At 67.7% G+C, this 18,902-nt stretch carries 25 protein-coding genes; 21 read left to right on the top strand and 4 right to left on the bottom strand.

The annotated features are described in order from the left end of the window. Positions 1-52 precede the first annotated feature (52 nt). The 3 genes from D0Z70_RS05205 (at position 53) to D0Z70_RS05195 (ending at position 2,125) form a co-directional block, all read left to right on the top strand. A complete protein-coding gene (locus D0Z70_RS05205) occupies positions 53-1,177 on the top strand; it encodes a phage portal protein (protein WP_119744362.1) in 1,125 nt (374 codons plus the stop codon). A 100-nt stretch (positions 1,178-1,277) separates the two neighbouring features. Beyond that, positions 1,278-1,598, top strand: a complete 321-nt coding sequence (locus tag D0Z70_RS05200; RefSeq protein ID WP_119744361.1) for a DUF6127 family protein — start codon at positions 1,278-1,280, stop codon at positions 1,596-1,598. Positions 1,599-1,738: 140 nt separating this feature from the next. Then, a complete protein-coding gene (locus D0Z70_RS05195) occupies positions 1,739-2,125 on the top strand; it encodes an HK97 family phage prohead protease (protein WP_119744360.1) in 387 nt (128 codons plus the stop codon). A 108-nt stretch (positions 2,126-2,233) separates the two neighbouring features. Here D0Z70_RS05195 and D0Z70_RS05190 read toward each other — a convergent pair whose 3' ends face one another. After that, positions 2,234-2,902: a phytanoyl-CoA dioxygenase family protein gene (locus tag D0Z70_RS05190; RefSeq protein WP_119744359.1), complete on the bottom strand. Its 669-nt coding sequence runs from the start codon at positions 2,900-2,902 to the stop codon at positions 2,234-2,236. A 184-nt stretch (positions 2,903-3,086) separates the two neighbouring features. Here D0Z70_RS05190 and D0Z70_RS05185 point away from each other — a divergent pair, with 184 nt between their 5' ends. The 7 genes from D0Z70_RS05185 (at position 3,087) to gp17 (ending at position 7,777) form a co-directional block, all read left to right on the top strand. Next, complete coding sequence (locus D0Z70_RS05185) at positions 3,087-4,205, top strand: phage major capsid protein (protein WP_119744452.1); 1,119 nt, start codon at positions 3,087-3,089, stop codon at positions 4,203-4,205. Between the two features lie 140 nt (positions 4,206-4,345). Continuing rightward, positions 4,346-6,217, top strand: coding sequence for a tail fiber domain-containing protein (locus D0Z70_RS05180; RefSeq protein WP_147418739.1), 1,872 nt, complete (start codon positions 4,346-4,348; stop codon positions 6,215-6,217). Beyond that, positions 6,204-6,380, top strand: coding sequence for a hypothetical protein (locus D0Z70_RS24835; protein ID WP_182913843.1), 177 nt, complete (start codon positions 6,204-6,206; stop codon positions 6,378-6,380). Before D0Z70_RS05180 ends, D0Z70_RS24835 begins: the two co-directional genes overlap by 14 nt. Then, positions 6,377-6,655, top strand: a complete 279-nt coding sequence (locus D0Z70_RS05175) for a phage fiber-tail adaptor protein (RefSeq protein ID WP_119744357.1) — start codon at positions 6,377-6,379, stop codon at positions 6,653-6,655. The genes D0Z70_RS24835 and D0Z70_RS05175 overlap by 4 nt, the downstream gene beginning before the upstream one ends. Continuing rightward, entirely contained in the window at positions 6,655-7,191 is a 537-nt protein-coding gene (locus tag D0Z70_RS05170; RefSeq protein WP_119744356.1) for a head-tail connector protein, read from the top strand. Before D0Z70_RS05175 ends, D0Z70_RS05170 begins: the two co-directional genes overlap by 1 nt. After that, positions 7,188-7,379, top strand: coding sequence for a hypothetical protein (locus D0Z70_RS05165; protein WP_119744355.1), 192 nt, complete (start codon positions 7,188-7,190; stop codon positions 7,377-7,379). The genes D0Z70_RS05170 and D0Z70_RS05165 overlap by 4 nt, the downstream gene beginning before the upstream one ends. Further along, on the top strand, positions 7,376-7,777 hold the full coding sequence (gp17, locus tag D0Z70_RS05160) for a tail completion protein gp17 (RefSeq protein WP_119744354.1): 402 nt from the start codon (positions 7,376-7,378) through the stop codon (positions 7,775-7,777). Before D0Z70_RS05165 ends, gp17 begins: the two co-directional genes overlap by 4 nt. A gap of 143 nt (positions 7,778-7,920) precedes the next feature. On the opposite strand, the gene D0Z70_RS05155 is transcribed toward gp17, so the two are convergent. After that, on the bottom strand, positions 7,921-8,241 hold the full coding sequence (locus D0Z70_RS05155; RefSeq protein WP_119744353.1) for a hypothetical protein: 321 nt from the start codon (positions 8,239-8,241) through the stop codon (positions 7,921-7,923). Positions 8,242-8,295: 54 nt separating this feature from the next. On the opposite strand from D0Z70_RS05155, the gene D0Z70_RS05150 reads away from it, so the two are divergent. The 10 genes from D0Z70_RS05150 (at position 8,296) to D0Z70_RS05105 (ending at position 17,453) form a co-directional block, all read left to right on the top strand. Beyond that, positions 8,296-8,703 carry a phage major tail protein, TP901-1 family gene (locus D0Z70_RS05150; protein ID WP_119744352.1) on the top strand — a complete coding sequence of 136 codons (408 nt, stop codon included), beginning with the start codon at positions 8,296-8,298 and terminating at the stop codon, positions 8,701-8,703. After that, a complete protein-coding gene (locus tag D0Z70_RS05145; RefSeq protein WP_119744351.1) occupies positions 8,700-9,008 on the top strand; it encodes a gene transfer agent family protein in 309 nt (102 codons plus the stop codon). Before D0Z70_RS05150 ends, D0Z70_RS05145 begins: the two co-directional genes overlap by 4 nt. After that, positions 9,005-9,202, top strand: a complete 198-nt coding sequence (locus D0Z70_RS05140; protein ID WP_119744350.1) for a phage tail assembly chaperone — start codon at positions 9,005-9,007, stop codon at positions 9,200-9,202. The genes D0Z70_RS05145 and D0Z70_RS05140 overlap by 4 nt, the downstream gene beginning before the upstream one ends. 107 nt (positions 9,203-9,309) lie before the next feature. Beyond that, entirely contained in the window at positions 9,310-9,861 is a 552-nt protein-coding gene (locus D0Z70_RS05135; RefSeq protein WP_119744349.1) for a tail tape measure protein, read from the top strand. Beyond that, complete coding sequence (locus D0Z70_RS05130; RefSeq protein WP_119744348.1) at positions 9,861-12,191, top strand: DUF2460 domain-containing protein; 2,331 nt, start codon at positions 9,861-9,863, stop codon at positions 12,189-12,191. Before D0Z70_RS05135 ends, D0Z70_RS05130 begins: the two co-directional genes overlap by 1 nt. Beyond that, positions 12,188-13,003, top strand: coding sequence for a DUF2163 domain-containing protein (locus D0Z70_RS05125; RefSeq protein WP_420820367.1), 816 nt, complete (start codon positions 12,188-12,190; stop codon positions 13,001-13,003). The genes D0Z70_RS05130 and D0Z70_RS05125 overlap by 4 nt, the downstream gene beginning before the upstream one ends. Next, complete coding sequence (locus tag D0Z70_RS05120; protein ID WP_119744346.1) at positions 13,000-13,365, top strand: NlpC/P60 family protein; 366 nt, start codon at positions 13,000-13,002, stop codon at positions 13,363-13,365. The genes D0Z70_RS05125 and D0Z70_RS05120 overlap by 4 nt, the downstream gene beginning before the upstream one ends. An 89-nt stretch (positions 13,366-13,454) precedes the next feature. Then, positions 13,455-15,644: a phage tail protein gene (locus D0Z70_RS05115; RefSeq protein ID WP_119744345.1), complete on the top strand. Its 2,190-nt coding sequence runs from the start codon at positions 13,455-13,457 to the stop codon at positions 15,642-15,644. 29 nt (positions 15,645-15,673) lie between these two features. Then, positions 15,674-16,177, top strand: a complete 504-nt coding sequence (locus D0Z70_RS05110) for a DUF2793 domain-containing protein (protein ID WP_420820366.1) — start codon at positions 15,674-15,676, stop codon at positions 16,175-16,177. 199 nt (positions 16,178-16,376) lie between these two features. Beyond that, a complete protein-coding gene (locus D0Z70_RS05105) occupies positions 16,377-17,453 on the top strand; it encodes an OmpA family protein (RefSeq protein ID WP_119744344.1) in 1,077 nt (358 codons plus the stop codon). On the opposite strand, the gene D0Z70_RS24560 is transcribed toward D0Z70_RS05105, so the two are convergent. Then, positions 17,429-17,722 (bottom strand): hypothetical protein, encoded by a 294-nt coding sequence (locus tag D0Z70_RS24560; RefSeq protein WP_147418738.1) that lies wholly within the window; start codon positions 17,720-17,722, stop codon positions 17,429-17,431. The two genes, D0Z70_RS05105 and D0Z70_RS24560, sit on opposite strands and share 25 nt — an antisense overlap. 55 nt (positions 17,723-17,777) lie before the next feature. Between D0Z70_RS24560 and D0Z70_RS05100 the strand changes: the two genes are divergently transcribed. Beyond that, entirely contained in the window at positions 17,778-18,311 is a 534-nt protein-coding gene (locus D0Z70_RS05100) for a superoxide dismutase family protein (protein WP_119744450.1), read from the top strand. Positions 18,312-18,320: 9 nt separating this feature from the next. On the opposite strand, the gene thpR is transcribed toward D0Z70_RS05100, so the two are convergent. Beyond that, complete coding sequence (gene thpR / locus D0Z70_RS05095; protein ID WP_119744343.1) at positions 18,321-18,863, bottom strand: RNA 2',3'-cyclic phosphodiesterase; 543 nt, start codon at positions 18,861-18,863, stop codon at positions 18,321-18,323. Between the last annotated feature and the right edge of the window lie 39 nt (positions 18,864-18,902).

The raw sequence follows: 18,902 nt of genomic DNA, 5'->3' as shown, positions 1-18,902 counted from the left end.
CACTAGCCCTCTCCCCACCAGGGAGAGGGTTTTTGCGTTTTGGGGACAGGATATGAAATTTTTTGGGATGAAGGCCGCTGCGCCGGCGGATGTGCGGCCGGTGCTGGCGCGCGCCTGGGGGACGGGCGCGGTGGCGCTGGGGGAGTGGCCGGCCAGCTATGAGGCGCAGTTGCGCGCGGGGGTGATCGGCAATCCGGTGGCGCAGCGGGCGATGCGGCTGGTGTCGGAAGGCGCGGGGGCGACGGCTTTGAAAGTCGCTGGCGTGGCGGATGGGGCGCGGGTGCTGGCGCTGGTGGCGCGGGCGTCTGCGGGGCAGGGCCTGGTGGAGACTTTGGCCTGCCATTTGCTGTTGCACGGCAATGCCTATGTGCAGCTGATTGGCGGGGCGGACGGGATGCCGGCGGAGCTGTTTGCGTTGCGGCCCGAACGGGTCTCGGTGGAGGCGGATGCGCGGGGGTGGCCGGCGGCTTACCTCTATCGCGTCGGGGAGAGCGTGACGCGGCTGTCGCCCGAAGATGGGGCGGGGCGGACCACTGTGCTGCATCTGAAAAGCCTGCATCCGCTGGACGATCATTATGGATTGGGCTGTGTCGGCGCGGCGGCGGGAGCGGTGGCGATCCATAATGCGGCGACGGTGTGGAACAAGGCGCTGCTGGACAATGCGGCGCGGCCCAGCGGGGCGATGGTTTACGATCCGGGCGACGGATCGGTGATGGCGCCCGACCAATATGAGCGGGTGAAGCGCGAGATGGAGATCGCTTTTGCAGGCGCGGCCAATGCCGGGCGGCCGATGCTGCTGGAGGGCGGGCTGAGCTGGAAGGCTTTGAGCCTGACGCCGGCGGAGATGGATTTTGTGGGATTGAAGGCGGCGGCGGCGCGGGAGATTGCGCTGGCTTTCGGGGTGCCGCCGATGCTGATGGGGCTGCCCGGCGACAATAGCTACGCCAATTATCGCGAGGCGAACAAGGCGCTGTGGCGGCAGACGATATTGCCGCTGGTGGGGAAGATATGCGCGGGGCTGGGGCAGGGATTGAGCGGCTGGTGGCCGGGGCTGCGGATCGAGCCGGACCTGGATGGCGTGGCGGCGCTGAGCGATGAGCGGGCGGCGCTGTGGGAGCGGGTTGCGGGGGCGGATTTCCTGTCGGCTGAGGAGAAGAAGAGGCTGTTGGGGCTGTGAGGCGGGCGGCGGTTCCCCCTCTCCCAACTGCGCCTAGGCGGCTGCGCCGCCAAGGCTTCGTATCCCTCTCCCCCACGGGGCGAGGGGATTGGAGGGCGTGATGAAACAGGATGGCGAGATGCTGGCGCGGTTGGTGGCGCAAGCCGATGGCGGGCCGGGGGCCGCGGATATGGTGATGATCCGGGCGCTGGTGGAAGAGGCGAGCGAGCTGGGCGCGGGTCGGGCGCTGGAGCGGCTGGGGCTGGCCGACCGGCGGGCGGAGGGCGATGTGCGGGAGCTGCGCGAATTGCTGCGCGCCTGGCGCGACGCGAAGAAGGCGGCGCGCGGGGCGGTGATCGGCTGGATGGTGCGGATCGCGCTGGCGCTGCTGTTGCTGGGGATTGCGGTCAAGACCGGGCTGGTCGGGTTGGTCAGGGCGTGAGCGTGCGTCTGTCACCTGTTCCGTTCGGGCTGAGCGAAGTCGAAGCCCTTGGCCGAGCGGAGCGAGGTCAGAAGCCTTCGACAGGCTCAGGCAAACCCTTCGACAGGCTCAGGGCGAACGGGGGTTTTAGGGGCGATGACGTGCGCTTTGCGGGCTATGCGGCGATTTTCGATCGGGTGGACCGGGGCGGGGATGTGGTGCGGGCGGGGGCGTTTGGTGGCGTGCGCGCGGCGGGGGTGCCGTTGCTGTGGCAGCATGGGCCAGGGCAGGTGATCGGATCGGTCGAGCGGCTGGAGGAGGATGCGCGGGGCTTGCGCGTGATCGGGCGCGTGTCGGCACGGACGGCGGCCGGGCGCGAGGCGGCGGCGGGGTTGAAGGCGGGGGCGCTGGATGGGCTGTCGTTTGGATATAGGGTGCGCGAGGCGCGGGGGGCTGGACCGCGCGAATTGCTGGCGCTGGAGTTGGTGGAGGTGAGTCTGGTGACGCATCCGATGCAGGATGGGGCGCGGGTGATTGCGGTGGAGTGATTTACCCGGGGCGCGCCTACCCCTCATCCAACTTCGCCTAACCGGCAAGCCGGTAAGGCTGCGTATCCTTCTCCCCCCCCCCCAGGGGAGAAGGTTTTTTTGTGGGTTCTATATCCCTAGCCATTCCAGATCGCCGGGCAGATCATCGGCGCTATAGTCGAGTTGGAGAACGCGGCGGTGGCGGGGATTGGCGGCGGCGTCTGAAGCGTGGAGGATGGGCGTGGCGTAGAGCCAGATGTCACCGCGCGACGCGAGGCAGGCGACGGTGCCGCAGCGATCGACCATGGCTGGGACATCGCTTTCCGCGATGCGGCCATGCCGGTGGGAGCCGGGGGCGATGAGCAAAGGCGCGTTGTCGGCGTCGACTGGGTCGAGATGGATGCGCAAGGTACACATGCGGTCGAGCAGCGATTGCGGCGGGGCGACATGCTGGAGGCCGGATTTGATCGTCCAGGGGCCAAAGCCGGGTGTTTCGATGCGTTGACGCACGGCGATGGTGCGGTCCTGATGCCAGCCGAGCGCCCAGTTGGTGGCTTCGTTTTTGTCAAACAGGATCGCACGCACCGGCTTTGCGGCGTTGCCCAGATGGGCGGCGGCGTGGCAGCCGATGGGGCCGGTTGGCGCGAGAAATGGCGCGAGTTCGGCGAGGGCGGTCAGGCGTTGGCCGGGGCGGTCCTTTGGCAGCGTCGCTAGGGCGGTTTCGATGGTGGCGAGGGTGGTGGCGTCGAGGGCGGCGGGGATGTGTTGCGCGCCGTCGGTCTGGATGGTCAGGGGCATGGGGTTTTATGCTGTGCGGGGATGAGCGACGCAAGCGGCGCTTCCCCCTCATCCAACTTCGCCTAGCCAGCAAGCTGGCAAGGCTTCGTATCCTTCTCCCCCCAAGGGAGAAGGTTTTTGAGAGTTTCAGGGCGGTCCCATGCGGGGCCGCCCTTTTTCGTGTTTCAAGCAGCGGGAGAATGACATGACGGACGGCGTGACGGATGCTCTGGAGGGGAGCTTTGATGTGGTGCTTCAGGGGGAGCGGATTGCGGCTTTGGAGGCGGATTTGAGCGCGATGCGGGTGGCTATGCAGCGGCCGGCATTGGATGGGGTGAAGGGCGGGGCGGTTGATCCGGTGCGCGCCAACTTCGTCGATCGCTATTTGCGGCAGGGGCAGGAAGCGGGGGTGGAGCTGAAGAGCTTTTCGGGGGCTTCGGGGGCGACCGGCGGTTATGCGGTGCCGCGGGAGATTGATCAGCTGATCGATGCGACGCTCAAAAGCATTTCGCCCATTCGCACGATCGCCAATGTCGTGCGGACCGGGACGGCGGGCTATCGCAAGCTGGTGACGGCTGGCGGGATCGTGTCGGGCTGGGCCAGCGAGACGGGCGCGCGGGCCGAGACGGGGACGCCAAGCTTCAACGAGATTGCGCCGCCGTCGGGCGAATTGTTCGCCAATCCGGCGGCCAGCCAGGCGATGCTGGACGATGCGCAGTTCGATGTCGAGGGCTGGCTGGCGGGCGAGATTGCCCGTGAGTTTGCGGTGGCGGAAGGGGCGGCCTTCATCAACGGCAATGGCACGAACAAGCCCAAGGGCTTCCTGACCTATACGACCACGGACGAGGCGGACAGCGTGCGGGCGTTCGGCGCGCTGCAATATGTCGCGTCGGGCGCGGCGGGGGCTTTTGCCGCGTCGAACCCGGAGAATAAGCTGATCGACCTGGTGCAGAGCCTGCGTGCGCCCTATCGGCAGGGGGCGTCGTTCGTGATGAATAGCGCGACGCTGAGCGCCATCCGCAAGATGAAAACGAGCGATGGCGCGTTTTTGTGGCAGCCTTCGCTGAGTGCGGGGCAGCCCGCGACTTTGCTGGGTTATCCGGTGGTCGAGGCCGAGGATATGCCGGATATCAGCGCGGGCAGCCTGTCGATCGCCTTCGGCAATTTCCAGGCGGGCTATGTCATCGCCGAGCGCAGCGACACCAGCATCTTGCGCGATCCGTTCAGCAACAAGCCGTTCGTGCATTTCTATGCGGTCAAGCGGATCGGCGGGGCTGTGGCGAATAGCGAGGCGATTAAGTTGATGAAGTTTGCCGCTTCGTGAGGGGCGAGGGGGTGGTTCCCCCTCTTCCAACTTCGCCTAACCCGCTGCGCGGGTAAGGCTGCGTATCCTTCTCCCCCCAGGGGAGAAGGTTTTTGGGGGGAGGCTTTTGGGCTTTCCCCCTTTTTTGTGGGGAGAGGGGCGTGGCGATCACGGGGTTGGAGATGGTCGATCTGGTGCGCGAGGTCTGCCATGATGGCGGGGCCGGGCCGCTGCTGCTGGGTGGGGCGGTGCTGGGGTATCGGGGATTTGCGGCAAGCGTCGGGGCGGGCGCGGCTTTTCCTTATGCGATTTTGAGCGTGGTCCATCCGGCGGAGTGGGAGTGCGGCGTCGGCGGGCTGGACGTAGAGGGGCGGCTGGCGCGGACGCCGACGGCCTCTTCGGCAGGTGGCGCGGCGGTGGATTTTGCCGTGGGCGAGAAGCTGGTGGTGTTGACGCCCCATGCGGATTGGCTGGCGGCGGTCGAGGCGCATGGGCATGGGATCGGTGAGATTGGCGGCCTGGCGGCGGCGCTGGCGGGCAAGCAGGCGGCGAGCGGGGAGCTGGACGCGATTGCGGCGCTGGCGACGAGCGGGTTCGGGCGCGGGGCGCTGGTGCAGGCGGATGCGGCGGCGATGCGCGCCTATATCGGCGCGGGGACGAGCAGCACTGTCGGCACGGTGACGCAGGTGGCGGGATCGGGCGGGACGACCGGGCTGACCGTCAATGGCGGGCCGGTGACGGGCGCGGGGACGCTGACGCTGGGCGGCACGCTGGCCATCGAGCATGGCGGCACCGGGGCAGTGAGTGCGGCGGGGGCGCGGACGGCGCTGGGACTGGGATCGGCGGCGACGCAGGCGGTGGGGACGAGCGGGGCGAGCGTGCCGTTGCTCAATGGCGCGAACAGCTTTTCCGCGACGACGACATTTTCGAGCAACTGCGTGTCCACGCGGGTCGGGCAGGCCATTGAGGTGGGCCATTATCTGCGCGCCGATGCAGGCTATAATTGCCGGCATTATTATCAGACCGGCACATCGACCCGGTGGGATGTCGGCAAGACCGCGGCGGCGGAAAGCGGGAGCGACGCCGGGTCGAACTTCACCTTCAACCGCTATGGCGACAGCGGTGCCTATATTTCGACGGTGCTGACGCTCAGTCGATCGAGCGGGCTGGCGACGTTCGGCCATGGCGTGGCGCTGAGCAGCACCAGCGCGGCGCTGACGGTGGGCAATGGCGCGAGTGCGACGCTGGGGAGCGTGGCGCCGCTGGCCTGGGTCAGCGCGCGGGCCAATTCGCAGAGCAATGCCAACACCACGCCGCAGGAATCGCTGCGCCTGTCCTGGCAGGAAGGGTCGCAGGATCTGGGTGTGGGTGAGGGCAATGCGATCAATTTTTCGGCGTCGCTGGCGGGGGACGGGACGGTCTTTTATCCCGTCTGCCAGATTGCCAGTTACAAGGAAGCCAGCGCCGATAGCGACCGCCGATCATCGCTGATCTTTTCGACCAGCGACGATGGCACGGTGGCGGTCAGCGAGAAGATGCGGATCACGGCGGCGACCGGGGTGATGGTCAATGCGGTGCTGCAACCGCTGACCGACAATGTGCGGACATTGGGGAGCGCGGCGAGCCGATGGTCGGTCATCTACGCCGCTACGGGCACGATCAACACGTCCGATGCGCGCGCGAAATGCGATGTCGCGGCGGTGGATGATGCGCTGCTCGACGCCTGGGGCGATGTGCAGTGGGTGACCTATCGCTGGCGCGACGCGGTGGCGGCGAAGGGTGACGAGGCGCGGGTGCATGTCGGGCTGATGGCGCAGGGGGTGCGCGACGCGATCGACGCGCGGCTGGGCGCGGGGGCGGCGGTGCGGCTGGGGCTGCTGTGCTGCGATGATTTGCCTGACGGCGCGGTGCGATGGGGGCTGCGTTATGACCAATGTTTTGCGCTGGAGGCGGCGTGGCAGCGGCGGCGGCTGGACCGGATCGAGGCGCGGATCGACGCGCTGTTGGCGGGAGACGGCCATGATGCAGGGTGAGGCGATTGGCGCGCGGGCGATCAGCGACGGGCGGTCCGATCCGCGTGCGAGCCGATGGAGCGGTGCGTGGCGGGCCGGGGTGCGGCCGGGGCAGGGGCTGCGCGTGACAGGAGGGCGGGCGGACGAGCGCCCGGTGGCGGACGGGGGGAGTAGGATCCGATGAGCCTGTATCTGAAGGATGCCGACAGCCGGATCGACCATGGCGTCGACTGGTCGGCCTATCTGGCGGGGCAAAGCGTCGTTGCCAGCGTGTGGAACGTGGTGCCGGTCGAGGCGGGCGGGCTGACGATTGAGGCGTCGGCTTTCGAGGCGGCGCGGACCAGCGTGCGGGTGAGCGGGGGGGTGGTCGGGCATCTGTATCGGCTGACCAACCGGGTCACTTTGTCCGACGGGCAGGTGGATGAGCGGTCGGTGACATTTCGGGTGGAGGAACGGTGATGCTGGCGCAGGATGAGAGCGGGGCGCTGGCGGCGTCTTTGGCCGAGCTGAAGGCCTATTTGCGGATCGAGACGAGTAGCGAGGATGCGGTGCTGGCCGGCTTGCTGCGGAGCGCGGCGGCGTTGTGCGAGCAATTTGTCGGGCAGTGGCTGATCGTGCGGGGTGCGCGCGAGACGGTGGCAGGCGACGGGAACTGGCAAAGGCTGGGCGCGCGGCCTGTCGTCGCGATCGAGAGTGTCGAGGCGGTGGAGGCGGATGGCGGGGCGGTGGCTTTGCCGGTCGATGCCTATGCGATCGACATTGATGCGGCGGGCGAGGGATGGGTGCGATCGACGCGGGCGGGGGACCGGCGGCGGTTGATGGTGCGCTATGCGGCGGGGATGGCGAGCGAGATGAACGGGCTGCCCGAAGCGCTGCGGCAGGGGATCGTGCGGCTGGCGGCGGAGCATTTTTCTGCGCGCGGGACGGAGAGCGCCGCGCCGCCTGCGGTGGTGAGCGCGCTTTGGCGACCCTGGCGGCGGATGCGGTTGCGATGAGGGCGGCGCTGGCGCGGCTGGTGGAACAGCGGGCGGCGCGCAGGCGGGCGGCTGTGGCGGCGGCGCTGGCGGAGGTTGGGCTGGTCGTGGCGGTCGAGGGGGATGCGGTGCGGGTGTCGGGACGTGGGCTGGCGGCGCGCTGGTGGCGGGATCTGGCGCTGAGGGACGCGGGAAGGGGTGGGTTATGAGCGCTGAAGTGGCGGTGCGCGCGGCGGTGATCGATGCGCTGCGGGCGGATAGCGCGCTGATGGACGGGCTGAATGGGCTGTTTGATGGTGAGCCGGTGCGGGCCAGCCTGCCCTATGGCGTGGTTGGCGAATGCATCGGCGCGGACTGGGGCGGCAAGGATGTGGCGGGGCGCGAGGTGCGGTTGACGATCGGCCTGCATGACGGCGGGGAGACGCCGGGACGGCTGGCGGGGATGATCGCGCGGATCGACCCGGTGCTGGCGGGGGTCGCGGTGCGCGACGGGTGGCGGATCGTGACCGCACGGCTGGTGCGGTCGCGCGTGGCGCGGGCGTCGCGGCAGGGTGGTGGGTGGTCGGCGGTGGTGGATTATCGGGTGCGGGCTGTGCGGGAGGGGTAGGGGGGCGTATCGCACCGAGCGTCGTGCCCCCTCTCAACTGCGGCTAGGCAGCAGGCTGCCAAGCCTTCGTATCTCTCCCCGGCGGGGAGAGAGGGAAGATGTGGTGCGTCATCGCTCCCCTTAATCGGGGAGAGAGATTCCCGTCAGCCCGGCTTGTTATAGTCCTCATATTCCGCGGTGATTTTGTCGACATATTCGGCGATCTGGTCGTCGGCGTCGGCTTGCGCTGCCTTTTCGGACATGCCGTCGGCCTTGTCGGCGGCGACGATCGCGGCGCGGAAGGTGGCTTCCTTGGCGGCGCAGGTCTTTTTCATGTCGGACTGAAAATCGCCGAGCGTCAGCTTCTTTTCCAGGCCCGGTTTGATCTGGTCGGCCAGACATTGGGAATAGGCCTTGCGGCCCAGGCCGACAGCGTCTGCGGCGGGGGCTGCGGCCAGCAACATGAGCGGTGCGATGAAGATCATTGAGACTCTCCTTAACCAGCGTTTTGCACGCTTTATCGGAAGAAAGGATGCGCCATGGGCGTCGAAAAGGGAAGTGCGTTTCTGTTGAAAGTGGGGGATGGCAACATTCCGGCAACATATGCGACCGTGGCGGGGATGCGCACTACGCAATTGTCCGTGAATGGCGAGGCGGTGAACATCACGTCCAAGGATTCGGGCGGCTGGCGCGAATTGCTGTCGGGTGCGGGGGTGCGTTCGGTCAGCGTATCGGCGGCGGGGCTGTTCACCGGATCGGCGGCGGAGGTGCGCATTCGCAACCATGCGCTGTCGGGCACGATCGAGGATTATGAGCTGAGTTTCGAAAGCGGCGAGCGGATGCGCGGGCGCTTTCTGGTGACGCGGCTGGACTATGCCGGGGACTATAATGGCGAGCGCAATTATGCGCTGAGCCTGGAAAGCTCCGGCGCGGTGGTGTCGGAATGAGCGGCGTGAATGAGGCGCGGGGCGAGGCGGCGCTGGAGATTGGCGGGGACGTGCTGGCGTTGCGGCCCAGCTTTGCCGCGCTGGTGGCGGTAGAGGCGGAACTGGGACCGCTGTTCGCGCTGGTCGAGCGGGCGGCGGACGGGAAATTGTCGCTGGGCGATCTCGTGGCCTTGTTCTGGCATTGCCTGGTCGATCGGGATCGGATGGATCGCGAGACGCTGGGCGAGGCGATATTGGCGGTGGGGCTGGCGAAGGTGACGCCGGTGCTGAAGGCGATCTTGCAGCAGATATTGGCGGGGAAATGACGGGCTTTGCGCAAGGGGCGGCGCGGCTGGCGGGGGTGGCCGGATGGCTGCTGGGCTGGCGGCCGGATGAGTTTTGGCGCGCGACTCCGGCGGAGCTGGCGGCGGTGCTGCGGGCGGCGCGGGAGGATGAGGTTGTGGATGCGGGGGTCGATGGGGTGGTTCTGGATCGGTTGCGGGCGATGTTCCCGGATTGATCTGGCGTGGAACCCCCTCTTCCAACTGCGCCTAGGCAGCAAGCTGCCAAGGCTTCGTATCCTTCTCCCCGCCGGGGAGAAGGTGATTTTTTGATCGGGAGGCGCTGGTGGACGAGGAAATCGAGACGCTGGTGGTGCGGGTTCGGGCGGATACGCAGGGGTTGAGCCGGGACGTGGAGGCGATGCGGGCCGGGATTGAGGGGCCGCTTGGTGATGGGGCCGAGCGGGCCGGAAGGCGGATCGAGCAGGGGCTGTTGCGGGCGGTGCGGACCGGCAAGTTCGGCTTTGAGGATTTGCGGCGGATCGCGCTGTCGGTGCTGGACGAGATTGCGGCCAGTGCTTTGCGCGGGGTGATGGGCAGCGCTGGCGGCGGGGGTGGCCTCGTCAATCTCGGCGCTTCGTTGCTGACGTCGGCATTGGGGCTGCCGGGGCGGGCGACGGGCGGGCCGGTGACGCCGGGGCGGGCCTATATGGTCGGCGAGCGCGGGCCGGAGATGTTCGTGCCGACGAGCAGCGGGCAGGTGGTGGCGCATGGCGGTGGCGCGCGGGATGTGCGGGTGAGCATCGCCGTGAATGGGCGCGGGCAGGAGAGCGAGGCGCGGTTGCTGGCGCGGAGTGCGCGGCAGGTGGCGCGGGCGGTGAAGGGGGCGCTGGGCTGATGGCGGGCATCGACTATTGGCTGGCGGATGCGCGGCGGGGGCAGGAGATGCGCTGGATGAAGCGCTTTGCGCCGACCCACTGGACCGTCAATTTCCCGCGCCCGATGATGGCGAGTGTGGTCACGACCGGGGCGGACTCGCTGCGGGTGGATGCGCTATTCTACGGGTCGGGCGATCTGGCGGGGTTGATCTGGGAGGCGGCGGACGGGTGGAGCCATCCTTTGCTGGCCTATGAGACCGCGCGGGATTTTCGCGCTTGCGTGCTGCGGTTTCGCTGGCGGAGCGGGGGGCTGCGCCAGTTGGACGAGACGCATGGGCCGACGCTGACGATCGAGGGGCGGGACGCGGCGGGCAATCCGCGCGCCTGGTATGTGCGCTTGTGGAACTATGCGAGTGGTGTGCCGGAAGATGCGGTTATCACGCTGAATTTTGCCGCGATGGAGGGCGGCTTCCTGCTGCCGGGCGAGGCCGATCCGGTGTGGGCGGGCGATGTGGACCGGATGTTCATATCGCTGGTGCCGCCAGACTATGATGCGGGGGATACGGCCTTTGCTGGCGCGGTCGAGGGCTGGGCTGAGCTGTCGGACATGGCGTGCGACGGGGCGGGGGCCGTGCTGGGGACAGGTGACGTCATGGTGCCGGAGCATGGGCTGGCCATGGCGACGGGCTATGATGACTGTTTCAACCAGACGCCGGAGCGGGTGGTCGCGGCGATCCATGCGCTGGGCTATCGCGGGGCGATCAACCATTATGTGGGGATGAGCCATTATTTCCGGCTCGAACGGGTTGGGGCTGGGCTTTACGTCAGTCTGGCAGGTGGCGTGCTGAACGGGCCGTGCGCGGCGTGGCATCGGGATTTTGCGGCACGGGCCAAGGCGCTGGGTTTCGATGTGATCTGGTCGCTATCCTATGAATTGTTCGATGCGCATTGCTGGAATGACTGGAAGCAGCGGGCGGAGAATGGCGATCCGGCGCTGACGGGGTGGGTGCCGCCGTCTACCCTGCTGTCGCCTGCGCATGGCGGGGCGATGGCTTATTTGCAGGCTGTGGCTGGTGCCTTTGTTTTCATTGGGTTGGAAGCGGGACTGCCGATCCTGTTTCAGGTGGGCGAGCCCTGGTGGTGGGTGGTGCCGGGCGACGGGCGGATCTGCATCTATGACGATGCGGCGCGGGCGGCCTTTGGCGGCAGTCCGGTGTCGATTGCGAGCATCTGGGGCGCGCTGGACGGGGCGCAATGCGCTTTGCTGGATCAGGCGGGGGCGGTGCTGGCGGCATCGACGGCGGCCCTGTGTGCGGCAGTAAAGGCGGTCGCGCCGGGGGCGGTGACGCATTTGCTGGCCTATTTGCCGACGATACTGGACCCACGCGCGCCGGAGGCCAAGCGGGCGAATATGCCGGTGGGGTGGGCGTCGCCTGCCTTCGATGTGCTGCAACTGGAAGATTATGACTGGGTGACCGAGGGGCGACCGGGGCTGACTGCGCGGGGCGTGGAACTGGCGACGGCGCGGCTCGGCTATCCGGTGGAGGAGCAGCATTATCTGGCGGGCTTTGTGCTGTTGGGGAGCCAAGCGGCGCAGTGGCGCGAGATTGTCGCGGCGGCGCAGGCGTCGGTGGCGCGGGGGACGGCGGCGACCTTTGTCTGGGCGCTGCCGCAGGTGTGCCGCGATGGCTTTGTCGCGTTCAGGATCGATGGAGAGGATGGGATGCAAGCCTTTGATGATGTGCTGTTTCCTTTGGCTATTGGGCGGGAGGCGAGTCTTTCGCCGGTCTTTTCGACGCAGATTGTCGAAAGCCCGTCCGGGCATGAGCGGCGGAGCAGCGACTGGGCGGATGCGCGGCTGTCCTTCGATGCCGGGCCGGGGGTGCGGTCCGAAGCGGACATTGGGGCGCTGATCGCGTTTTTCCGGGCGCGGCGGGGCGCGGCGCGGGGGTTCCGGTTTAGCGATCCCTATGACGATCGCAGCGGGGCGATGGGGCAGGCGCCGGGGCCGCTCGACCAGAGGCTGGGCGTGGGGGACGGGGTGCAGGCCGCGTTCCAGTTGATGCGCTATTATGGTGTGGGGGAGGATGCGCAGGGGCGGGTCATCACCCGGCCAGTGGCGGGGACGATCCGGGTGGCGGCGGATGGCGTCGAGATGGTCGGCGGGTGGAGCCATGAGGGGATGGGGATCATCGCCTTTGACGAGCCACCCGGCGAGGGCGTGGTGCTGACCGCCGGGTTCCGTTTTGACGTGCCGGTGCGCTTTGCCGAGGATCGGCTGGACATCAACCGTGCGACCTTTGCAGCGGGCGAAGCGCCGTCGGTGCCGCTGGTGGAGATACGCGAATGAGCATGATCGAGGCGCTGGAGCAGCCGCTCGTCACTTTGGCCTTTTGCTGGCGGATCGAGCGGCGGGATGGGGTGACGATCGGGCTGACGAGCCATGACCGCGATCTGGTGATCGGCGGGCTGACCTATCGCGCCGCGCCGGGGATGACGCCATCGGCGATCCGTAGCGGGATCGGGCTGGAGGGCGAGGATAGCGATCTGGCGGGAGCGCTTTCCAGTGATGCGATCAGCGAGGCGGATTTGATGGCGGGGCGCTGGGATGGCGCGGCGCTGGAGCTGTGGCTGACGCATTGGGAGGCACCGGGCGACCTGTGGCTGTCGCTGGCGCGGGGCGAGATTGGCGCGGTGGCGCGCAAGGGGGCGGCGTTCAGCGCGGAACTGATCGGCGCGGCGGCGGTGATGGGGGCGGCGGTCGCGCCATCGACGTCGCCCGATTGTCGCGCCAGCCTGGGCGACCGGGCGTGTCGGGTCGATCTGGCGGGGCGGCGGCGCGTGGTGGCGGTGGCTGGGGTCGAGGGTGCCGAGGTTGCTGTCACCGGGCTGGTGGCGGGGCATTATGCGTTCGGGACGTTGCGCTGGCTGGGCGGGGCGAATGCGGGGCTGGTGCAGGCGGTGGTGGATAATGGGGCGGACGGAGTGACGTTGGCTGATCCGCCCGCCTTTGCGGTGATGGCGGGGACTTTGGCGCTGCTGACGGAAGGATGCGACCGGCAGATGGCGACCTGCGCGGGGCGCTTTGGCAATGGGGTGAATTTTCGGGGTGAGCCTTATCTGCCGGGGATGGATCTGCTGACCCGCTATCCCGGCGCATGAGCGCGGTGGAGCGGGCGCGGGCGCTGGTGGGCGTGCCGTTTCGGTTGCATGGGCGGAGCGTGGCTGGCGTGGACTGCGTCGGGCTGGTGGCGCTGGCGCTGGGGCGGGGTGCGCCCCATGCTTACGGGTTGCGCAGTGGCGATGTCGGGCGGGCCGAGGGCTGGCTGCGCGCGGCTGGGCTGGTGCCGGTGGCGGGCGGTGCGCCTGGCGATGTGGCGCTGGTGCGGCCGGGGCCTTTGCAATTGCATCTGATGATCTGTGTGCCCGGCGGCTTCGTCCATGCCCATGCCGGGTTGCGGCGGGTGGTCGAGATGCCGGGGGCGTCGCCCTGGCCGGTGATGGGTTGGTGGGCCTTGATATGAATGTGCTCCCGCGAAGGCGGGAGTCCAGTCCCACGGCCTGAACTGGGCTCCCGCCTGCGCGGGAGCACGATGCGATTTGGGAGACATTTATGGCGACGGTGGTGCTGAGTGCGGTAGGCACGGTGATTGGCGGGCCGATCGGCGGGGCCATCGGGGCGCTGATCGGCAATGCGATTGACCATGCCGTGCTGTTCAAGCCCAAGGGGCGGGAAGGGCCGCGCCTCAACGAGTTGCAGGTGCAGACATCGAGTTACGGGACACAGGTGCCGCAATTGTTCGGCACGATGCGGGTGGCCGGGACGGTGATCTGGGCCACCGACCTGCGCGAGACGAAAACGAAAAGCGGCGGCGGCAAGGGGCGGCCGAGCGTGACGAGCTATAGCTATTCGGCGAGTTTCGCGGTGGCTTTGTCGGCGCGGAAAATCCGGTCGATCGGGCGGATCTGGGCCGATGGCAATTTGCTGCGTGGGGCGGCGGGGGACTTCAAGAGCGCGGTGACTGCGTTTCGGGTGCATGACGGGGGCGAGGATCAGCCGGTCGATCCACTGATCGCGGCGGCGCAGGGCGTGGGGGAGACGCCTGCGCATCGGGGACAGGCCTATGTCCTGTTCGAGGATCTGGCGTTGGAGGATTATGGCAATCGCATCCCGTCGCTGACGTTCGAGGTGGAAGCGGACGCGGGGGCGGTGGCGATCGAGACTGTGGCGGCGGCGGTGAGTGCGGGGCGGATCGGCGGGACCGGACTGGCCAGTGTCGCGGGCTATGCCGCGAGCGGGGCGGATGTGCGCGAGGCTATCACGCCGCTGGTCGAGGCGCATGGGTTGGCGTTGCAGGGGCTGACGCTGATGGCGGCGGGCGAGAGCGTGGACGAGATTGGCTCTGGCGCGCTGGCGGCGCGGGTCAATGGGCGGCTGGTCGATGCGGTCGAGCAGTCCGGCGGGGCGGCGGATGGGGTGCCGGTGGCGCTGTCGCTACGCCATTATGACGCGGCGCGCGATTATCAGGCGGGGGTGCAGCGGGTGACGCGACCGGGGCCGGGGCGCAGCGAGCGCGGGATCGAGCTGCCTGCGGTGCTGGCGGCGGATGCAGCGCGGGGACTGGCGGGCGAGCGGCTGGCGAGTGGCTGGACCGGGCGGGCGACGATGGTGCTGCGGTGCGGCTGGGCGGCGCTGGGGCTGGCGCCGGGCATGGTGGTGCGGGTGGCCGATGCGCCGGGGCTATGGCGGATCGAGGAGCGCGAGTGGGAGGCGATGGCGGTGCGGCTGTCACTGCGGCGGGTGCCGGGGGCTGGCGGGGTGATGCCCGGCGGCGCGTCGTCCGGCGTGATCGTGCGGCAGGTGGATGCGCCGCATGGGGTGACGACGCTTGTGCTGGCTGACCTGCCGCGCCTGACCGACGGGGTGGCGAGTGCGCCGCTGGTGGTCGCGGCGGCGAGCGGGGGGCCGGGATGGCGCAGCGCGGCGCTGTTTGCGATGAGCGGGACGGGCGAGGCGGTGCCGATCGGCCGGAGCGCGCCGCGGGCGGTGTTGGGGGTGGCCGATAATGCGCTGTCGCCGGGTAGCGTGACGATGGTGGACGGGCAGAACGCACTGCTGGTGACGGTGCTGGCGGCGGATATGGATTTGTTGTCGGCGGACGAGGCAGCGTTGGCGCAGGGGCGGAACCTGTGTCTGCTCGGCCAAGAGCTGATCCAGTTTGGCGCGGCGGTGCAGACGGGCGAGGCGAGCTATCGGCTGACCGACCTGCGCCGGGGGCTGCGCGGGACGGAATGGGCGATGGCGGGCCATGCGGCGGGCGAGGCCTTCCTGCTGATCGAGGAGGAACGGCTGGTCGAGCCGCTGGCGACGCTGGGCGGGACGGGCGAGGTTGGCGGGACGGTGCAACTGTCGGCGATCGGGCTGGGCGATGTGGAACCTGTCGTGGCCGAGGTGGCGGTGACGGGTGAGGCGCTGATGCCGCCTGCGCCGGTGCATCTGACGGCGCGGGCGGACGGGGGTGGCAGGACGATTGGCTGGACGCGGCGGAGTCGGGCGGGGTGGCGCTGGAGCAGCGGGGGTGACGTGCCGCTGGGCGAAGAGAGTGAGCGCTATGTCGTGCGGGTGCTGGATGGCGATGTCGTGGTGCGCAGTGCCGAAACGGTGGTGCCGGGCTGGACCTATGACGCGGCGATGATCGCGGCGGATAGCGGTGCCGGGCATGACGGTGCGCTGAGCGTGGAGGTGCGGCAGCTCGGCACCTTTGCGACCGGGCGGGCGGGGGTGATCGGGATCACCACCTGACGGGCGATGTCGGATTTGGGATGGGAGCGATGGTGATGGACATGACGGCGCGATGGGCGATGCCGATGCTGTTTGCGGGGCAGGCGCAGAAGGAAATTTTCCACAATGAGGCGCTGGTGCGGATCGATGCGCTGCTGCACGGCAGGGTCGAGAGCGCTGATGTGGCGACGCCGCCAGCGACGCCAGAGCTGGGCCAGTGCTGGATCGTGGCGGCAGGCGCGACCGGGGACTGGGCGGGGCAGACAGGGTCGGTCGCCTGCTGGACCGACGGGGGGTGGCGCTTTGTTCCGCCGAGGGCCGGGCTTTCGATCGATGTGGCGGACCGGGGCCATGCGCTTTTTCATGACGGAAGCCTGTGGCGGGACGCATTGGTGCAGGCCGATGGGCTGTATCTGGAAGGGGAGAAAGTGGTTGGTACGCGGCAGGCGGCGATCAGCACGCCGGCTGGCGGGGCGGTGATTGACGCAGAGGCGCGCTCTACGCTGGCCGCCATTCTCGTTGCTTTAAGGACACACGGGCTGATCGAAAGCTGATTTTGTCAGAATTTACTTTTTCTTGTCATGCAGCTCCGCTATTAGCGACACGAACCATGCGATTAGTCTCCCAGGGGGTTCAAGGACCTTACTGCGTTATTTTTGCAACGGTTTCACTATTTGTGGACTTGCTATGAAACTTTCTTGGCGATACAGGGTTTCAGCAGTCCTTCGTGACACTTTTGAAAGGGGAATTCAGATGCGGAAGCTTGCCCTCGCGGCTGCTCTTGCTACCACTGCTTTGGCCACCCCGGCCATGGCACGTGACGACAGCTGGTATGTCGGCGTCGACGCCGGTGTGCTGCTGGTCGAAGACCAGGACATGACCTTCTCGGCAGTTCCTGCCGGTGGTAGTCCGGTGCCGTCGATCGATTATCATAAGGGTTATGATGTCGACGCTAATATCGGCTACGATTTCGGCGGTTTTCGCCTGGAAGCCGAAGCGGCTTACAAGCGCGCCAAGATCGATCTCGACAAGACCGGTGGCGGTTTTGGTGGCGCGGCTTCGGCCCTGTCTTTCATGCTGAACGGCTTGCTGGACTTCGGTCCCGATGATGGCCTGCAGGGCTTTGTCGGCGGCGGCGTCGGCGTTTCGCGCGGCAAGATTGCTTCGGACATCGTCAACGACAGCGACACGGGCTTTGCCTGGCAGGCAATCGCCGGTGTTCGTTACCCGGTTACCAGCAATGTCGACGTTTCGCTGAAATATCGCTTCTTCAACCAGGACGATATCAAGCTGATCCCGGCTTACACGACGGCTTATGGCGTCGCAGGTTCGACCGCCGACACCAAGCTGCGCACGCACAGCCTGTTGCTGGGTCTGACCTACAACTTCGGCGAACCGGCTGCTCCTCCGCCGCCTCCCCCGCCCCCGCCGCCTCCCCCGCCGCCTCCCCCGCCGCCGCCTCCGCCGCCAGTGGCAGAGTGCAGCCCCGGACCGTACATCGTGTTCTTCGAATGGGACAAGTCGGACGTCACGCCTGACGCCGCCACCATCCTGGACAACGCGGTTTCGGCCTACAGCAACTGCGGCAGCGCCCAGGTCATGCTGGCGGGTTATGCGGACAAGTCGGGTTCGTCGTCCTACAACGTTGGCCTGTCGCAGCGTCGCGCTGACGCCGTCAAGGCTTACATGGCTTCGAAGGGTATCCCCGATGGCGTCATGACGACCCAGGCGTTCGGTGAATCGAACCCCCGCGTCGAAACCGCCGACGGCGTTCGCGAACTGCAGAACCGTCGCGTGGAAATCACCTACGGTCCCGGTTCGGGCATGTAAGAGATTTTTCCTTCCGCAAGGATGGAAAGCAGATGAAGGGGCTGGTCGAATGACCGGCCCCTTTTTCGTTGCGCTGAATGGCGTTGGGTGTGCGGATCAGGAAGATTGGCCGTCTTGTAGCGCGCGGGTTTGTAGCGCAGGGGGGGCAGTGCGATTGCGGTTTTTCGACTTCGCTCGAAGCGAACGGTGGTTGGCGTGACCATGTTTGGCTGCACTTGGTAGGATATTGTCGGGCAAAAATGCGGTGACAGGCCGATGGTGATCGGCAACAAATGCGCCGTTGCGGCGTTCGCTGCTATGTTCGCCGACCTCCGGGAGTTTATCATGAAGTTTGCCTCGATATTGCTCGCCTTGCCCCTGACGATCGCGGCATCGGCCTGTGCAACCACTGGGTCGAACCCGTCTGCGCCAACGGCCAGTGCCAGTCTGACGGCAGGCGATGGGTCCGCGCGCGGCACCGCCAGCGTGACCGAGGCGGCGGACGGGCTGCATGTGCTGGTCAAGGCGACGGGGCTGACGCCCGGTATTCATGCGGTACATGTGCATATGATCGGCACCTGCACCGCGCCCGACTTTGCCAGTGCCGGTGGCCATTGGAACCCGACCGGGCGCAAGCATGGCATGGACAATCCGGCGGGCGCGCATATGGGCGACATGCCAAATATGACGGTCGGGACGGACGGCACCGGCGCGATCGAATATGTCATTGCGGGCGGGACAATCAGCAGCGGGACGATGCCCTTGCTGGATGCCGATGGCGCCGCGGTGGTGATCCATGCGCAGGCCGACGACAATAGGAGTGACCCGGCGGGCAATGCGGGCGGGCGGATTGCCTGCGGCGTATTGACGGCGGGCTAGGACCGGCGTTCAGGCCGGGCTGCCTGGCCCATAATCCTCAACGATATGATAGCTCGCGCCGTTATGGCCGAGGCGGCTTTCGAACAGGGCGAAGCTGTCGATGGTGAAGGGCGGGCTGGTCAGCGCGGCATGGGTCGCAAGGAAGGGGTCGACCAGCGCCCCCGTCCGGCCGAAGCGGGCGAGGGTGATGTGGGGCAGGTAAGCCCGTTCTTCGGGCGGAAGGCCAAGTGCGACACAGGCGCGGTCTACTTTGCGATGCAGGCTGGCGAGCGGATCGCGCGGCTGGACCCCGGCCCAGAGCGTGTCGATCACGCCGCGACGGTCGAACGCGCCAACGCCTGAGACACTGACGTCGAACGGAGCGAAGCGGATGGTGCGCAGCGTATCGGCGATGTCAGTCGCGCGATGACGATCGACTTCGCCGATGAAGCGCAGGGTGAGGTGCAACTGGTCGTCGCGTTGCCAGCGGGCGCCCGCGACTCCGCCCATCAGTGCAAGCAATGGCGCGCGGTGGCTGGCCGGCGGGCGGATGGCGACGAACAGGCGGTGCATGACGCGGCGACTATAGGCTTTACCGCGCGTTAGGCCAGT

The sequence above is a fragment of the Sphingobium terrigena genome (assembly GCF_003591655.1).
GTDB lineage: Bacteria > Pseudomonadota > Alphaproteobacteria > Sphingomonadales > Sphingomonadaceae > Sphingobium > Sphingobium terrigena.
The sequence above is the reverse complement of the archived record's forward strand: the minus strand, read 5'-3'. Positions and strand labels throughout refer to the sequence as shown.

Excerpts from the sequence above, each read along its gene's own strand:
- gp17 (WP_119744354.1), top strand. The coding sequence starts at position 7,376 with ATGAGCGCTGAAGTGGCGGTGCGCGCGGCGGTGATCGATGCGCTGCGG.
- D0Z70_RS05120 (WP_119744346.1), top strand. The coding sequence starts at position 13,000 with ATGAGCGCGGTGGAGCGGGCGCGGGCGCTGGTGGGCGTGCCGTTTCGG.
- D0Z70_RS05155 (WP_119744353.1), bottom strand. The coding sequence starts at position 8,241 with ATGATCTTCATCGCACCGCTCATGTTGCTGGCCGCAGCCCCCGCCGCA.
- D0Z70_RS05170 (WP_119744356.1), top strand. The coding sequence starts at position 6,655 with ATGCTGGCGCAGGATGAGAGCGGGGCGCTGGCGGCGTCTTTGGCCGAG.
- D0Z70_RS05130 (WP_119744348.1), top strand. The coding sequence starts at position 9,861 with ATGGCGGGCATCGACTATTGGCTGGCGGATGCGCGGCGGGGGCAGGAG.
- D0Z70_RS24835 (WP_182913843.1), top strand. The coding sequence starts at position 6,204 with ATGATGCAGGGTGAGGCGATTGGCGCGCGGGCGATCAGCGACGGGCGG.
- D0Z70_RS05100 (WP_119744450.1), top strand. The coding sequence starts at position 17,778 with ATGAAGTTTGCCTCGATATTGCTCGCCTTGCCCCTGACGATCGCGGCA.
- D0Z70_RS05145 (WP_119744351.1), top strand. The coding sequence starts at position 8,700 with ATGAGCGGCGTGAATGAGGCGCGGGGCGAGGCGGCGCTGGAGATTGGC.
- D0Z70_RS05185 (WP_119744452.1), top strand. The coding sequence starts at position 3,087 with ATGACGGACGGCGTGACGGATGCTCTGGAGGGGAGCTTTGATGTGGTG.
- D0Z70_RS05165 (WP_119744355.1), top strand. The coding sequence starts at position 7,188 with ATGAGGGCGGCGCTGGCGCGGCTGGTGGAACAGCGGGCGGCGCGCAGG.
- D0Z70_RS05140 (WP_119744350.1), top strand. The coding sequence starts at position 9,005 with ATGACGGGCTTTGCGCAAGGGGCGGCGCGGCTGGCGGGGGTGGCCGGA.
- D0Z70_RS05150 (WP_119744352.1), top strand. The coding sequence starts at position 8,296 with ATGGGCGTCGAAAAGGGAAGTGCGTTTCTGTTGAAAGTGGGGGATGGC.
- D0Z70_RS05200 (WP_119744361.1), top strand. The coding sequence starts at position 1,278 with ATGAAACAGGATGGCGAGATGCTGGCGCGGTTGGTGGCGCAAGCCGAT.
- D0Z70_RS05125 (WP_420820367.1), top strand. The coding sequence starts at position 12,188 with ATGAGCATGATCGAGGCGCTGGAGCAGCCGCTCGTCACTTTGGCCTTT.
- D0Z70_RS05110 (WP_420820366.1), top strand. The coding sequence starts at position 15,674 with ATGGTGATGGACATGACGGCGCGATGGGCGATGCCGATGCTGTTTGCG.
- D0Z70_RS05175 (WP_119744357.1), top strand. The coding sequence starts at position 6,377 with ATGAGCCTGTATCTGAAGGATGCCGACAGCCGGATCGACCATGGCGTC.
- D0Z70_RS05190 (WP_119744359.1), bottom strand. The coding sequence starts at position 2,902 with ATGCCCCTGACCATCCAGACCGACGGCGCGCAACACATCCCCGCCGCC.
- thpR (WP_119744343.1), bottom strand. The coding sequence starts at position 18,863 with ATGCACCGCCTGTTCGTCGCCATCCGCCCGCCGGCCAGCCACCGCGCG.
- D0Z70_RS05105 (WP_119744344.1), top strand. The coding sequence starts at position 16,377 with ATGCGGAAGCTTGCCCTCGCGGCTGCTCTTGCTACCACTGCTTTGGCC.
- D0Z70_RS05205 (WP_119744362.1), top strand. The coding sequence starts at position 53 with ATGAAATTTTTTGGGATGAAGGCCGCTGCGCCGGCGGATGTGCGGCCG.
- D0Z70_RS05115 (WP_119744345.1), top strand. The coding sequence starts at position 13,455 with ATGGCGACGGTGGTGCTGAGTGCGGTAGGCACGGTGATTGGCGGGCCG.